This is a genomic window from Clostridioides sp. ES-S-0123-01 (genome assembly GCF_020658415.1).
Taxonomy (GTDB): Bacteria; Bacillota; Clostridia; order Peptostreptococcales; family Peptostreptococcaceae; genus Clostridioides.
The window spans coordinates 181,947-196,713 of the sequence record NZ_JACVWD010000006.1; the positions used below are offsets into that span (position 1 = coordinate 181,947).

At 26.3% G+C, this 14,767-nt stretch carries 16 protein-coding genes and 1 pseudogene; 10 read left to right on the plus strand and 7 right to left on the minus strand.

The features are described 5' to 3' along the window. Window positions 1-26: 26 nt before the first annotated feature. The 8 genes and pseudogenes from IC175_RS19710 to IC175_RS15670 all read left to right on the plus strand — a co-directional run bounded on the left by IC175_RS19710 (window position 27) and on the right by IC175_RS15670 (window position 8,524). Window positions 27-1,397, plus strand: coding sequence for a tetratricopeptide repeat protein (locus tag IC175_RS19710; RefSeq protein WP_227831407.1), 1,371 nt, complete (start codon window positions 27-29; stop codon window positions 1,395-1,397). A gap of 113 nt (window positions 1,398-1,510) precedes the next feature. Next, on the plus strand, window positions 1,511-3,451 hold the full coding sequence (gene htpG, locus IC175_RS15645; RefSeq protein WP_227851704.1) for a molecular chaperone HtpG: 1,941 nt from the start codon (window positions 1,511-1,513) through the stop codon (window positions 3,449-3,451). 307 nt (window positions 3,452-3,758) lie between these two features. Further along, window positions 3,759-4,889, plus strand: coding sequence for an iron-containing alcohol dehydrogenase (locus IC175_RS15650; RefSeq protein ID WP_227851705.1), 1,131 nt, complete (start codon window positions 3,759-3,761; stop codon window positions 4,887-4,889). Window positions 4,890-5,100: 211 nt separating this feature from the next. Beyond that, window positions 5,101-6,123 (plus strand): spore photoproduct lyase, encoded by a 1,023-nt coding sequence (splB, locus tag IC175_RS15655; RefSeq protein WP_227831404.1) that lies wholly within the window; start codon window positions 5,101-5,103, stop codon window positions 6,121-6,123. Window positions 6,124-6,435: 312 nt separating this feature from the next. Then, entirely contained in the window at window positions 6,436-7,347 is a 912-nt protein-coding gene (locus tag IC175_RS15660) for a helix-turn-helix domain-containing protein (protein ID WP_227483425.1), read from the plus strand. Between the two features lie 14 nt (window positions 7,348-7,361). Next, the gene (locus tag IC175_RS15665; RefSeq protein ID WP_227483424.1) at window positions 7,362-7,778 is read left to right on the plus strand and encodes a DUF3788 domain-containing protein; all 417 of its coding nucleotides are present in this window, start codon (window positions 7,362-7,364) and stop codon (window positions 7,776-7,778) included. A 362-nt stretch (window positions 7,779-8,140) separates the two neighbouring features. Beyond that, window positions 8,141-8,197 (plus strand): annotated as a pseudogene (locus tag IC175_RS19715) (hypothetical protein); the annotation flags it as partial. A gap of 42 nt (window positions 8,198-8,239) precedes the next feature. Beyond that, the gene (locus tag IC175_RS15670; RefSeq protein WP_413927147.1) at window positions 8,240-8,524 is read left to right on the plus strand and encodes a DDE-type integrase/transposase/recombinase; all 285 of its coding nucleotides are present in this window, start codon (window positions 8,240-8,242) and stop codon (window positions 8,522-8,524) included. A gap of 563 nt (window positions 8,525-9,087) precedes the next feature. On the opposite strand, the gene IC175_RS15675 is transcribed toward IC175_RS15670, so the two are convergent. Continuing rightward, window positions 9,088-10,068 (minus strand): CPBP family intramembrane glutamic endopeptidase, encoded by a 981-nt coding sequence (locus IC175_RS15675; protein WP_227851706.1) that lies wholly within the window; start codon window positions 10,066-10,068, stop codon window positions 9,088-9,090. Window positions 10,069-10,222: 154 nt separating this feature from the next. Beyond that, window positions 10,223-10,615, minus strand: coding sequence for a winged helix-turn-helix transcriptional regulator (locus IC175_RS15680; protein WP_227851707.1), 393 nt, complete (start codon window positions 10,613-10,615; stop codon window positions 10,223-10,225). Window positions 10,616-10,756: 141 nt separating this feature from the next. Between IC175_RS15680 and IC175_RS15685 the strand changes: the two genes are divergently transcribed. After that, entirely contained in the window at window positions 10,757-11,152 is a 396-nt protein-coding gene (locus tag IC175_RS15685; RefSeq protein WP_227434700.1) for a pyridoxamine 5'-phosphate oxidase family protein, read from the plus strand. Window positions 11,153-11,557: 405 nt separating this feature from the next. Further along, the gene (locus IC175_RS15690; RefSeq protein WP_227434701.1) at window positions 11,558-11,764 is read left to right on the plus strand and encodes a hypothetical protein; all 207 of its coding nucleotides are present in this window, start codon (window positions 11,558-11,560) and stop codon (window positions 11,762-11,764) included. Window positions 11,765-11,833: 69 nt separating this feature from the next. Here the strand turns inward: IC175_RS15690 and IC175_RS15695 are convergent, their stop codons facing one another. The 5 genes from IC175_RS15695 to IC175_RS15710 form a co-directional block, all read right to left on the minus strand. After that, the gene (locus IC175_RS15695; RefSeq protein WP_227434702.1) at window positions 11,834-13,204 is read right to left on the minus strand and encodes an MATE family efflux transporter; all 1,371 of its coding nucleotides are present in this window, start codon (window positions 13,202-13,204) and stop codon (window positions 11,834-11,836) included. A 371-nt stretch (window positions 13,205-13,575) separates the two neighbouring features. Continuing rightward, complete coding sequence (locus IC175_RS15700) at window positions 13,576-13,785, minus strand: helix-turn-helix transcriptional regulator (RefSeq protein WP_021382875.1); 210 nt, start codon at window positions 13,783-13,785, stop codon at window positions 13,576-13,578. 5 nt (window positions 13,786-13,790) lie between these two features. Further along, window positions 13,791-14,102, minus strand: a complete 312-nt coding sequence (locus IC175_RS15705; protein WP_227434703.1) for a DUF6442 family protein — start codon at window positions 14,100-14,102, stop codon at window positions 13,791-13,793. 213 nt (window positions 14,103-14,315) lie between these two features. Continuing rightward, a complete protein-coding gene (locus IC175_RS19485; RefSeq protein ID WP_255613004.1) occupies window positions 14,316-14,438 on the minus strand; it encodes a hypothetical protein in 123 nt (40 codons plus the stop codon). Between the two features lie 112 nt (window positions 14,439-14,550). Continuing rightward, window positions 14,551-14,727, minus strand: coding sequence for a hypothetical protein (locus tag IC175_RS15710; protein WP_227434704.1), 177 nt, complete (start codon window positions 14,725-14,727; stop codon window positions 14,551-14,553). Between the last annotated feature and the right edge of the window lie 40 nt (window positions 14,728-14,767).

The following is a 14,767-nucleotide window of genomic DNA, read 5'->3' on the forward strand; positions in this document are numbered from 1 at the left end:
AAATCAATTAATACTTATGGCATGAGGTGGTATTTATTTTAAACTTAAATGATGTAAAGAAAGATATATTAAAACTCAATAAAAAAGACTCATGTGTTCTATATAATGAATCTATCGATAATATAAATAATAATTGTATATCAAGTGGATTAAACTTTTTAAAAGAAGCAAGAGATTTAAGCCCAAATGATGTAGATATTTTAAATCTTATAGGTCTTGTAAACCTACTAAAATGTAATTTTGATGAGGCTGTAGAAAGTTTCTATAAGAGTTCCCTTTGCGAAAAAACTGCTCTGTGTGAAAAGTATATAAATATGCTTACATCTGAGGAGTTTTTAATTTTCTTTGAAAAATATAATCAGCTTATAAGATTCATAAATAAAGGAATGTACAAAGAAGCTATACAAGGTTTTAAATTTATAACTGAGCAATATAGTGACTTAATAGAGCCTTATGAGTTACTTGCTTTGATTTATGATAAAGAAGAAGATTACATAAAATTTGATGAATGTTTAGAAGTTTTAAAAAGAATTGATAAAGAAAATCATTTATTAAACCAAGAGAATAATATATTAGATACATATAATAAAAAAATTAAAAGTAATGCAGATGTAGATATTTATGAAAGTGAATTTTCACATAAAAATATTAAACACTCTAAATTTGATGGAACTAAAGATGTTGTTAAGAAAGATAATATAACTGAAAAGCAGAAAAATTTAACTTCTAATGAGAAAAAAAGTATTAAAAAAAATAAATATCTACATTTAGCAATAATATTAGGTATATTATTAATAGGACAAAATATATATAGCTCTTATAAGATGAATAATTTAAAAAATCAGATGTCTGAAAACACTAGTGTTAAAAATGAAGAAAAACTAAATTCTAGCTTAAATGATAAAGAAAATAAGGATAAGACTTCTAATGCAAATAATAATGATAGAAGTGATGACAAAGAAGATGTAAATTCTGAAAAAAATACTGTAGACAATGAAAGTGATAAAAATACTGATTTATTTACAGAAGATGAATTGATGTCTAAAGCGAATAATTTAAAGAAGGAAAAGAAAACCAAGTCCTCTATACAATTATATAAAAAGGTAGTAGATACTGGTGAAAATAAAGGTAATACATCAGAGGCAACTTATCAAGTAGCTATTCTTAGTGAAAAATTAAAAGACTATAATACTGCTGAAGAATATTATAAAATGTATGTAGAAAATTACTCAGAAGAAGATGCCTATTTTGATGAATCGTATTATAATTTAGGTATGATGTATTATAATAAAGGTGATTTAAAAAACTCTAAATTGACATTAAAAAAACTAGTTAATAAGGTTCCTAATAGTATGTATAATAACTCAAAGGTAAAGGAAATTTTAAAAGAGGAATAAAAAAATAACTAAGAAAAATAAATTATTTTATTTTAAAATAATTTATTTATAATATATTGACATACTATTTTAAAAAATTTAAAATAGTAATTATAAAATGAGGAGGGATAAAAATGGAGTTTGAAAAAGGAAGTATTTCAATTCATACAGAAAATATTTTTCCTATAATTAAAAAATGGTTATATTCTGATAAGGACATATTTATAAGGGAGCTTATCAGTAATGCATGTGATGCAGTAAGTAAACACAAAAGACTTATATCATTAGGAGAAATATCAGAAAATAATCCATCAGATTATAAAATTACTGTATCTGTAAATAAAGGTGAGGGTACACTTAAATTTATTGATAATGGAATAGGTATGACTGAGGAAGAAATAAAAAAATACATAAACCAAGTTGCCTTTTCAGGTGCAGAAGATTTCTTTAATAAATATAAGGATAAAATGGAAGAGTCAAATGACATAATAGGTCATTTTGGGTTAGGATTTTATTCTGCATTTATGGTGTCTAAAAAAGTACAAATAGATACACTTTCATATATGGAAGGAGCAACTCCTGTAAGATGGATATCTGAAGGTGGTACAGAATATGAAATATCTGAATCAGATAGTAGACATGACAGAGGAACTACGATAACACTATTTATTGATGATGATAGTAAGGAATTTTTAGATGAATTTACTGTAAGAGGAATAATAAACAAATACTGTTCTTTCCTACCAGTAGAGATATATTTAGAAGATGTTGAAAGATTAGAAAGAGAAGCTAAGGAAGCTGAAGAAAAAGCTAAAAAGCAAAAAGAAGATGGAAAAGAAGAAGAAGTTATAGATGTAAAGGTAATTGAACCATTAAATGATACTAATCCTTTATGGCTTAAATCTCCAAAGGATTGTACTGATGATGAGTATAAAGAGTTTTATAGAAAAGTATTCAATGTATTTGATGAACCTTTGTTTTGGATACATCTAAATGTTGATTATCCTTTCAATTTAAAGGGTATACTTTATTTCCCTAAATTAAAAAATGAATTTGAATTGACAGAAGGAAAAGTAAAATTATATAACAATCAGGTCTTTGTAGCTGACAACATAAAAGAAGTTATACCAGAGTTTTTACTTTTATTAAAAGGTGTAATAGATTGCCCAGATTTACCACTAAATGTATCAAGAAGCTTCTTACAAAATGATAGAGATGTAAGTAAAATTTCTAAACATATAATTAAAAAAGTAGCAGATAAGTTAAAATCTCTTTGTAAAAATCAAAGGGAAGAATACAACAAGTTCTGGGATGATATACAAATATTCATTAAATATGGTTGTTTAAAAGATGAGAGCTTCTATGAAAAAGTGAAAGAATGTATATTATTTAAAACTATTGATGATGAGTATATAACACTTCAAGATTATTTAGAAAAATGTAAAGAAAAACATGAAAATAAAGTATTCTATGTAAGTGATAAAGAGCAACAATCACAATATATAAAATTATTTAAGGAATATGACCTAAATGCTGTGGTATTAAATTCATCAATAGATACTCATTTTATTTCATTTATGGAATACAAAGAAAATGGTGTTAAATTCAACAGAATAGATGCAGACCTTTCTGATGTATTAAAAGACAAAAATGAAAATAAAGATAGTGAAGAAAATAAAGAAGAGGTAGCTAAGATAGAAGGGTTATTTAAAGAAGCTGTCGGAGAAAGAGTGAAAAATTATTCTGTAGAGGGATTAAAAAACGAAGAAACTCCAGCTATGATTTTAGTATCTGAACAATCTATTAGAATGGCAGAAATGCAGTCAAGATTTGCTGGAATGGATTTAGGAATGAGCTTTGAGGAAGAAAAAACTCTTGTAATAAATGAAAACAGCCCAATTATCAAAAAATTAGTTTCTCTTAAAGATGATGAAGAAAAGAAAGATAAAGTAGCACTTATATGTAATCAAATAGCTGATTTAGCTTTACTTTCTAATAAAGAATTAAAGCCAGGAGAATTAGATTCATTTGTACAAAGAAGTAATAAACTTATGAATATGTTAATAGAGTTATAGACTTAAAATATAGGAAAATAAAGTTTAAAAAATTTGTATGATACAAAAATGAAAAGAGTTGTCTTAAGATGATTGAAATTATCTTTAGATAACTCTTTTTTATTTTTATAATTTTTAGTTAAGTTTTAATCATTTAATGGTACTTCAGCAAGAAATATATTTGATTAAATAGAGTTAACTTGATATGAAATAAAATAATACATATAATTAAGTAAAAGATTATTTTATAAATTATGTTTCAATACATAATTATACTTTTATTAAAAAATAAAGTTATTACTAAAGTAGAAAAATAGGAGGTTTTAGCATGAATTTTAATTATAGTTTGCCAGTAAATATTTTATTTGGAAGAGGAAGAATTAATGATGTAGGAATAGAAGTATCTAAATATGGTAAAAAAGTATTAATTGTAACTGGGAAAAACAGTACAAAGAAAACAGGGTTACTTGATAAGACAATAGATTTGCTAAAAGGTGCTAAAGTAGAATATGAAGTTTTTGATAGAGTAGAGCAAAATCCTCTTATAACTACTATATATGCAGGCGTAGAAGCTATAAAAGAAACTGGTTGTGATTGTGTTTTAGGTCTTGGTGGTGGAAGTATAATGGATGCAGCTAAAAGTATAGCTTTTTCTTATAAAAATCCAGGTGATTTAAATGATTACATATTTGGAATTAAACAAGGTGAAGAGGCACTACCTATAGTTTTAGTTCCAACAACATCAGGCACAGGTAGTGAAGGGAATTGTTTTGCAGTGCTTACAAATTCAGATACTAAAGATAAAAAATCTATAAAAAAGAATAGCATGTATGCAAAAGCCTCAATAATTGACCCAGAGCTTATGGTAACAATGCCAAAACATATAATTGCATCAGTTGGATTTGATGCACTTGCTCACAACATAGAAGCATATCTTTCTAATGGAAGAAATCCTCTTGCAGATGTACAGGCTATCTATGGGATTGAACTTATATCAGAAAGCTTAGTAAATGTATACAATAATTCTGATGATTTAGAAGCTTGGGAGAAAATAACACTTGCAAGCACTATTGGTGGGATGACAATTGGTACAGCTGGAACAACTATTCAACATGGAATGGAGCATCCTGTAAGTGGTCTTAAAGATGTAATGCATGGAAAAGGGCTTGCAGCTTTAACACCAACTATTGTAGAAAGTTCATGGGATAGTGATATTGAAAGGTTTGGAAATATATCAAAACTATTGGGTGGAACTTGTGCAGAAGATTGTTCAGGTGCAGTTAAAAATTTCCTTAAAAAGATAGATTTAGATATAAAGCTAAGTGACTTAGGTATTGTAAAATCAGATATTGATTGGTTAACTGATAACTGTATGAAAATATCTGCTGCAAATATTAAGAGACATCCAAAGACTTTTAATAAGGAACAAATAAGAGAAATATACTATAAATCTTTGTAAATTAAATTTATAAATTAAATTTTAGATAAAAATTGGTTGTGTTAGTTGTTATAAGTAAATAAACTTGTAATTAGTTAATGCAAAAAAATAAATTTATCTCAAATGTTTATTTTACTTTCTGATAAATAAAGAAACTTAAAAAGGGGAAGATTAACTAAGTAATATTTTATAAAAATCTTCATTTTAAAAACTTTAAGTAGAGGTGAAATAAATGTTTAATCCTAAAAGAATAATATTTGAAAAAGGTAGCTTAGATACTGATATTGGGAAAAACATATATGATAAATTTAAGGATAAAAAAGATGTAGAAATAATTAAGATATCATCAAATAGGATTAAGGAACATATCCCAGGAGAAAATTTATATGAACAATATAGAAATGGAAAACAAACAATGGTAGTTGGTACTAGGAAAAGCTTGAAATTTCAAACATGTAAACCTTCTGCCAACTATCAATTACCACTTGTCAGTGGATGTATGGGAAGATGTGAATATTGTTATTTAAACACACAACTAGGTGATAAACCCTTTATAAGGGTGTTTGTAAATATAGATGAGATACTTGAACAAACAAAGAAGTATATTGAAGATAGAAAACCACAAGTAACCATATTTGAAGGAGCAGCTACATCAGACCCTGTTCCAGTAGAGCCATATACTAATTCATTGAAAAAGACAATAGAGTTTTTTGGAAAAGAAGAAAAGGGAAGATTTAGATTTGTTACTAAATACAGTGATGTAGATAGCTTGTTGGATGCTGAGCATAATAACCATACAGAGATAAGATTTAGCATAAATACACCTAGAATTATAGATGGACATGAGCATTATACAGCTTCTGCAAAGAAAAGAATAGAATCAGCTGTAAAGCTTGCAAAAGTTGGATATCAGATTGGATTTATAATAGCTCCTGTGTTTTTATATGAAGGTTGGGAAGAGGAGTATAGAAGTCTGATTAGAAGTATAAAAGAAGCTCTTCCAAAAGATTTTGATAGAAAAATTATATTTGAAGTTATATCTCATAGATATACAACTAAAGCTAAAAATAGAATATTAGAAATTTATCCAGACACATTATTGCCAATGGAAAATGATGATAGAAAGTTTAAATATGGTCAATTTGGATATGGAAAATATGTATATACTAAAGAGCAGTTGGATGATATGAAGGAATTTTTTAGTAAAGAAATAAATACAGTGTTTAAAAACAATTTAATAAAATATATAATATAGCAAATCTTCAAATAAGATTTGCTATATTTTATTTTTACTGCAATACTTTATATTTACAATAAAATATTGTAATTGTCATATAGCCTATTATTAATATTACAATATTCAACATAGAGTAGAGAACTAATAACCACTTATGATATTACTTAGAAGTGGGAGAATACTTGTCTAAATACAAGTTAAATAAGTTTAAATAATCTTGTTGGTAAGTATTGTAAAGATTAAAAAAGGCACTGTATATCAAGAAGAATTTTTATGATTTTGATAATATAAATATAGAAGCTTAAGATAACTATAAGGAGGAATTATAATATGCATGCATGGGAATCCATTCAAACTACACTAGAATTGATAGAAGAAAGGTTATCAGAAGAAATATCTATTGATGATTTAGCAAATGCAGCTAATTTATCACCATTTTATTATCAACGATTATTTAAAAGGTTAGTTAATAAGACCGTAATGGAATATATAAAGCTTCGTCGCCTTGCAAAAGCTTCTGAACATTTAGCAGAACATAAGAATCGTATACTTGATGTAGCCTTAAATTTTGGATTTGAAAGTCATGAGACATTTACACGTGCTTTTAAAAAAGCATATGGATTAACTCCAGAGGAATATAGAGCAAATCCAGTAAAACTTAATCAATTTGTTAAGCCAGAATTAATTTTAAATTATATTATGGTTGATGAAGGTGTGCCACTGATTGCTGATGATATAGTAATTGAAGTAACTCGCAGAAGATTGAGTAACCCAAGGACTTTTATTGGAATAGAAAAAGAAATACCTATTTGCCAGTTGATGGGTGGTGAGACAACTGGCATAGCGATAGCAAAGGAATTATGGATGAAACTTGGAAGTCAGAAACACAATATACCAAATAAAATCCCAGGTGGAAATGAATTTGCTGCTCTTTATATGGGAAGTGCAAAAGAAGGTAATTGTATGTATATGGCAGGTATAGAAGTGGAGCCAGGTACATTGGTGGAAGGATATAGTATTTTTGAGTTACCTGCTAAAGAATATTTAGTGTGTGGATTTGAAGCAGAAAATTTTAATGAGTTAGTTGATTCAGCTGTTTTTAAAGCGGATAAGTTTATGGAAAGATGGATGAAGAATCATAATTTAATAGCCACTGATTTTGCGATTGAAATGTATTATCCTACTACACCTGAAGTGGCATATATGGAACATTGGACTATTCCAGTGTCTATTGAACAATAGAAAGGGTGATGAATATGGATTGGCAAGATACATTTTTCCAAGATAATAAACCAACCTTTGAACAAATCAAAGAATTTATTAATAGTCCATTGTGGGACAAGCTAAATAGTATATTAAGTTCAACATATAGTGTGGAACCAAAACTCGAGTATAGCAAATGTTCAATGCAAAGAGGTTGGAATGTAAAATACAAAAAAAGAGGAAAGTCATTATGTACCTTATATCCTCAAGAAGGTTCCTTCAAAGCTTTAGTCATTGTAAATGAAAGTAATAGAGTTGAGGTTGACTTATTTATTAACACTTGTTGTGATTATATAAAGCAATTGTATAATGAGATAAAATTCTTTAATGGAAGTAAGTGGTTAATGATTCAAATAGATAGTATGTCAGCATTAAATGACACACTTGAGCTTATTAAATTTAGAGTTTAATATATAAAACAGGGTGACTTATATACTCATCCTGTTTTTATATATTAACTTTTAAAAAATATTTAAAATATAATATGGTAGATACACCATTTCAAATTCTTAATTATTTTTCTAAGCAATATAGTTTTAATTTTATCATCTATTAATTGTAATATTGAAATTATTTAGTTTTTTATAAAATTATAATTTAAACTAAAAATTTTTGTAAACATACTATAAATGGCTCAATCAATATAAAAGTAATTTAGAACTTGAAAACATTAAATTAGCAGCTTTAATAACTAAGATATATGAAGAAAAGAATGGGTTTTTTTGACTCTTTAAGGATGACTATGCAGTTAAACTGAGAGTATAAACTTAATGTCAATCACAAGAGAGTGTACAGACTAATGAGAGGCGTAGGTTTAAGGTCTGTTTGTAGAAAAAAGAAATTCAGTTATGTTAAATGTAAACCAGAAGTAATCGCTGGAAATGTATTAAGTAGAAAATTTAGTGCAGATAAAACCTATCAAAAATGGTTAACAGATGTAACTGAATTTAAATTAACCAATGGGACGAAGGCCTATTTAAGTGCAATTCTAGATTTAGGCGATAGAAGTATAATTTCATATGTTATTGGAAAATCAAATAACAATAACTTGGTGTTCGAAACTTTTGATAAAGCAATAGAACTATATCCAAATGCAAAACCTATTTTTACATGTTTTAACTGTATAAAACAGTGGGTACAGTTCACGAAAGAGTAGCTTTAGTTTTGAACTAAAAGTTAAGTTCAAAAAGAATAATCAATAATTTCTGGACTCTACTCTACAACAATAAAGTATAGTCCTTCTTGATTTTTATTATACCACAAAATGTAAAATAACGATTAGATTTTGAAGAGCTACTTCTATATCCATATTTAAATTTATGAAGTCCTTTATTAGATTGATTTTTGCCGATTTAACTGTTCTATATAAATTAAACTAAGAAATTATTTTACTTAAAATAAAGTAAGGTATGTATTATTTTTATTATACCATAAAACATAAAATGGCTATTTTTAGATTGATATAAATATATAATAATCTGTTTTAGATAAGAATGAGCTAAAAATTAAATGTAGAAATATTATTTTAAAAACCACTTTTTTACATCTAATGAAAAGTGGTTTTTAAAATGAGCAAATTATTAAAATTTACATAAAAAGTAATTTTATTTTACTTATATACCATAAGGACTACTCTTATATATATTAAAACAGGTATTTTATCAATATTATGGACAAATATAAAAAGCCTCTATGTCTAGAGATTTATGTATTTATAGACTAGTTAGAACTTTCATCATAGTTATTAGTTTTGTACTCTCTAGTAAATAAGAATGGTAAAAACAATATAGCATCAACTAGAATACTCCATAATAGTGATTCTAATGTAAATATAGATTCGGTACCTCCTTTAAGTATAATATAAACATTGTTATTTACTAAGTGGATTAATATTGGTGCCCAAAGGTTTTTGGTCTTCATATAGGTATATCCTAAAAATATTCCTATAAAGGTACAATATGATATATGGGAAATAACACAATAAAATGGGGTTTCGGGACTGTACAAAGTGACACAAAGAGGCAAATGCCAAATTCCCCATATAAAACCTAAAATTAATACACCAAATTTTTTGCCATAAATCTTTTGTAGTCTAGGTTGAAGAAAGTATCTCCATCCAAATTCTTCTCCAAAAAATAAATTAAAGCCAAAACATAAATTTATAATTATATTTATAAATACTGTGAAAAATTTATTTACAATATTAATTGATAAACCCTCTTTATCAATAACACTTCTAACTATAATTAATATCAAGAATATTAATAGAATACCTAAAACTTTTTTGAAATTTTTACTTAAAGATAAATTTAAAACTTCAAATTGAAATTCATTGTAAAGAACAACCGCTAAAAGATAAAAAGATGTTAATGTATCTATTGTTGAAGAAATAATACTACTATGGATTAAAAATGTTTCAGCTATAGATATTACTATTCTTATAATTGTAGTTATAGCAAAAAACTTTAAAAATTTATCTACTGTTGAATCAAACTTGTAATTAGAAACTTTTTTTAGGACAACAATTGCTGAAAATGCAGGAATATACATAAATAATACAGAGAAGCTTGATATAAGTTCACTATTATTTGGTTTTGATATTGACCAAAATAAAAATATTGATGTAAAAGCAATCAGTAAAAAATTTATTAATAAGAAATAGTTTATTTCTTTTTTTATTATTTTGATATTATTTGACATATTAATTCCCCTTATCTTAAATTTTAAAATTATATATAATAACAAATTTTATATAGAAATAAATATATGTAGCAAATATTGAAAACTAACAAAAATATTTTTATATATTATTAAAGAACTAAAAAAAAGTTTGTAATGATTGTATATTATATGATTAAGTTATTTTTCTGCATTCTTTACAATTAAGTCCGCATGTGTTTTTCTCCTGCATATTAATAGCGCCCCAATTAGCAAATTGTCGCAAAATAGGTACAATACTTTTACCTTTATCCGTTAATGTATATTCAACTTTTGGAGGAATTTCATTGTATTGTTTACGATGAACAATATCATCAGACTCTAAATCTTTTAATGATTGAGCTAGCATAGTATTTGTAATTCCATCTAATTTTCTTTTTATACTACTATACCTAATTGGATTATCAACTGCTAACATACATATAATAGGTAATTTCCACTTTCCACCAACAACATCTAATGCGTAACGTATAGGGCAAGTTAATTCTTCAGCATTTTCAGTTATATTATTTTTATTATCTAAACTCATTTTAATTCACTCCTCAATTCCAATAGTATCTTTTTTATACTTTATCAGAAAAAACTGCATACTTGTTTTTTTCTTATTTTATATTAAAATTATATCAAAGGATAATCCTTAATACAAGTATTTAAAAGGGGTGTAAAAATTATGAAAGTATTAGAATTTTTGAACAAAGCAGGAGTTTATTATTTAGCAACAGCTGATGAGAACAATCAAGCACATGTGCGTCCTCTAGGATTTGCTATGGAATATGATGGCAAACTTACATTTTGCACATCTAATCAAAAAGATATGTTTAAGCAACTTATTTTTAATCCAAAGGTTGAGCTTTGCTGTATAGACCAAAAACTTAATACTCTACGTATTTTGGGTGAAGCAGTATTCGTTACATCAAAAGAAACACAAGCTAAGGCACTTGAAATAATGCCAAGTTTAGGTCAGATGTACTCTGTAGGAGACGGTAAGTTTGAAATATTTTCTATTGATAAGGCAAAAGTTAGTTGTTGTTCAATGAGTGGTAAAAAGATTGATGTAGAGCTTTAATTATAATAGAATCTACATTCATATTGAAAATGAAGAAAACGCTATTACTGAAATGTCGATAAATTTAACTTAAATTCAATAAAAAAGATTTTTAAATAGTGAATGTATAAAAATATTTAGTTATTAGAGTTGTATTTCAACAATGACATATTGTCTTGAATAATTACATAATAAAAATAAGAACAATTAAAATTTGTTTTCTGATGAAGTAAACTTTCTTAAAAAAAATATTTTAACTATGAGTGACTTTTCTTAAATATGAAGAAAATATGATAATTATAAAAAATTGCTACTTATTATTTGTATATTTTTTCATATAAATAATAAGTAGCATAACTTTATAAATTAATAGTGATAGAATATAAACTAATAGATAAGATATAATTTTAAAAGGAGTGATATAAAATGAGCAAATATAGTTCTTTATGGGAATATGTCAAGAAAAATGGTAATCAATCATTTAAATTAACTTTTGAAGAAATAAAAGATATTGCAGGAATAGAGATAGACCATTCGTTTTTAAAATATAAAAAAGAATTAAATGAATATGGATATCAAGTAGGAAAAATCTCTTTAAAAGAGAAGTCTGTTATTTTTAATAAAATTGATTAATATATTAATAATTACATATAATAAAATAATTTGTATTGACTAACATTAAAATTAAAAATAAAGTAAATCTTATATAAGACTTACTTTATTTTTAGTTGATGCCTTTTTAAGTTTTATACTATAAGGTATATATAAAACTGCACCTATTAAAAATGTTATAATTTCTGTTACTGTCATAGACCATATTAGCCCATCAAGTCCATAAAAATAATTAAGCAATATTACTATAGGTATATACAATCCACCTTGGCTTATAGACATTATACCTGTTTCAATGCCTTTTCCTGATGCTTGATATATTGTCATAAATAAAGATGTAACTCCATTGAATAAGGCAGATACTAACATAGCTACCAATACATACGTTCCTATTTCAATAACTGACGTATCAACTGAGAATGTTTGTATTACTTGGGTTCTAAATATATAAACAACTCCTGAAAATACAACTGCGATTACAAATATGAATAAAGCAGAATACTTTATACTTTCCTTTAAACGAGGTATATTCTTATTAGAAAAATTATATGCTATAAGTGGCATTACACCTAAAACAATACCCATAACAAAGAATTCTGGAATTTGAGCAATTCTAAGTGCTATACCAAAACTAGCAACTATGTTATTTCCATATTGCATAGAGTAGTTATTGGATAATAATGTAGTCACAATTAAGAAAGAGCATTGGATTAATTGGGATACACCAACTTTATATATTTCAACTTGACTGTTTATGCTGATTTTTATGTAATGTAAAAACCCTCTAAGGTTCTCGCTTTTAACATTTAAATACCAAACATAATAAGCACTAGATGCAATGTTAGAAAGTATCATTGATAATGCAGCACCATACACATGCATATTAAGAACTAGTATAAATAAAACATCTAATATGATACTAACTATTACACTTACAAACATACCATACATAGATTCTTTTGATGCACCTTCAGACCTTACAATTTGTTCAAGAGAGAAGTTCAATATAATAGAAAATCCGCCAACAAATAGTGTAATTGCATATTGTTTTGTATATTCAAATGTAGTCATATCGGAACCTAATAATCTAATAATAGGATTCATTAGTAAGTAGCCAATTAGACCTATCAATAGACCTGTTATAATACTTGCATAAAAAGTATATCCAGCAATTTTCTTGGCTTCATCACTATTATTTTGTGCAATTAGCCTAGTTATGAATGTACTACCACCAACGCCAAACATATTTCCAAAAGCCATTAGAATTGTAAATATAGGGAGTCCCAATGTTATTGCGCTAAGCATAGCTGTGTCATGAACTAAACCTATAAAGTAGGCATTAATTACATTATAGATAGTTCCAGCTGACATTCCTATCATCATAGGAATAGATAAATAAAGAATAGTTTTTTTTATTGGTTCTTCTTTTAAATATTTAATGTTTGATTTTTCATTTTCCATGTTATCCTCCTAAATAATATGATTTATAATGATAAGGCACCTTATGAAATATATTATACAGGTACCTTAATAATTTTGCAACATATTTATTAAGGTACCTGTATATTTATTTTATATTTAGACAACATATGGATTTAAAAATGAGGTTTTTGAAAATAGGAGTTATTTTAATGAATATGGAATGTAGGGTATTAAAGAGATGTATAAGACTTTAAAATAAATAAAAGAGTAAAGTGATAAGATAATAAATATCTAACCATTTACTCTTTTTGTTTTATTTATTTATTTAACTCTTTTTATTTTGAGTTTTAGAAGTGAATAAAATATACAATAACTATGGTTTCTTTTATATTTTATGACTACAATACATTTTATTCAAAGTAAAATAAATCTTCAAATTTTTTATCTAGAGCTATACATAAAATAAGTGCTAATTTTGCTGTTGGATTAAACTGACCTGTTTCTATTGAACTAATAGTGTTTCTTGACACGCCGACCATTTCAGCTAGCTGACTTTGAGATAATTTTTTCTCTGTTCTTGCTATTTTTAAGTGATTTTTTAATATTAATTCTTCATTCATATTGCTTACCTTAATGATGATAAAACAAAATTAGTTAATGAGAATATAGTTGTAATTAAGAAACCAATAGCCAAAATTAAATTCTTTTTTTCATGTGTGAATTGGTATTTTGCTATATTTTCAGCAAGACCAAATGTCCAAAATAAAGCAGATACTGCATCACTCTTTTGTCCAATAAAGGCGTTAAATATTACAATGAAAGCGAAGACACATATGAAAATTGAATATCCTATTTTTCTGCCTTTATTTTCAATATACTCTAAGCCTTCATCTTTAGTGGATTGACGACTCTTACTTAAAATTTCTTCTTTATTCATGTAAGATACCTCCTATTTGGATGCCAAGTTTACTTGGTACTTTTATTATACTTATGACAAGTTTACTTGTCAAGAACTTTGACAATAAAACTTGAAATGAGTATAATAAAAATCAATAAAAAAAGACAAACTTAATTAAATTAAAAATGTCTTTTTTATTGAAATACTATAATAATATTCTATTGAACTAATAACCAAATTTAAACTTAGAATCTAACATACAGTTTTTATTATCTTAGCAGGGATACCTGCAACCACAGTATTTGGAGGTACATCATTTGTGACTACTGCTCCTGCAGAAACAACAGTATTTTCACTTACTGTAATATCTGGCATAATCATTGCTCCTGCACTTAATCAAGCATTCCTCTTTATAACTATGGGTGTAGACACAGTGGAATGTCTTTCTGAGGGCTCTAAAGGAGGGTTTATTGTTATAAGATTTACCTTAAGGTCCAATCAGTACATCATCTGCAATCGTAATTCCACTTCTATCCATGAATGTACAAGCATGGTTAATAAATACATCCTTTCCAACTCTTATATTTTCTCCAAAATCTGTATAAAATGGTGGTATTAAATATAGGCTTTCATCAACATTAACACCTGTAAGTTTAGAAAACAATTCCCTTATTTCCTTTTTAGTATGATATGATTTATAAACT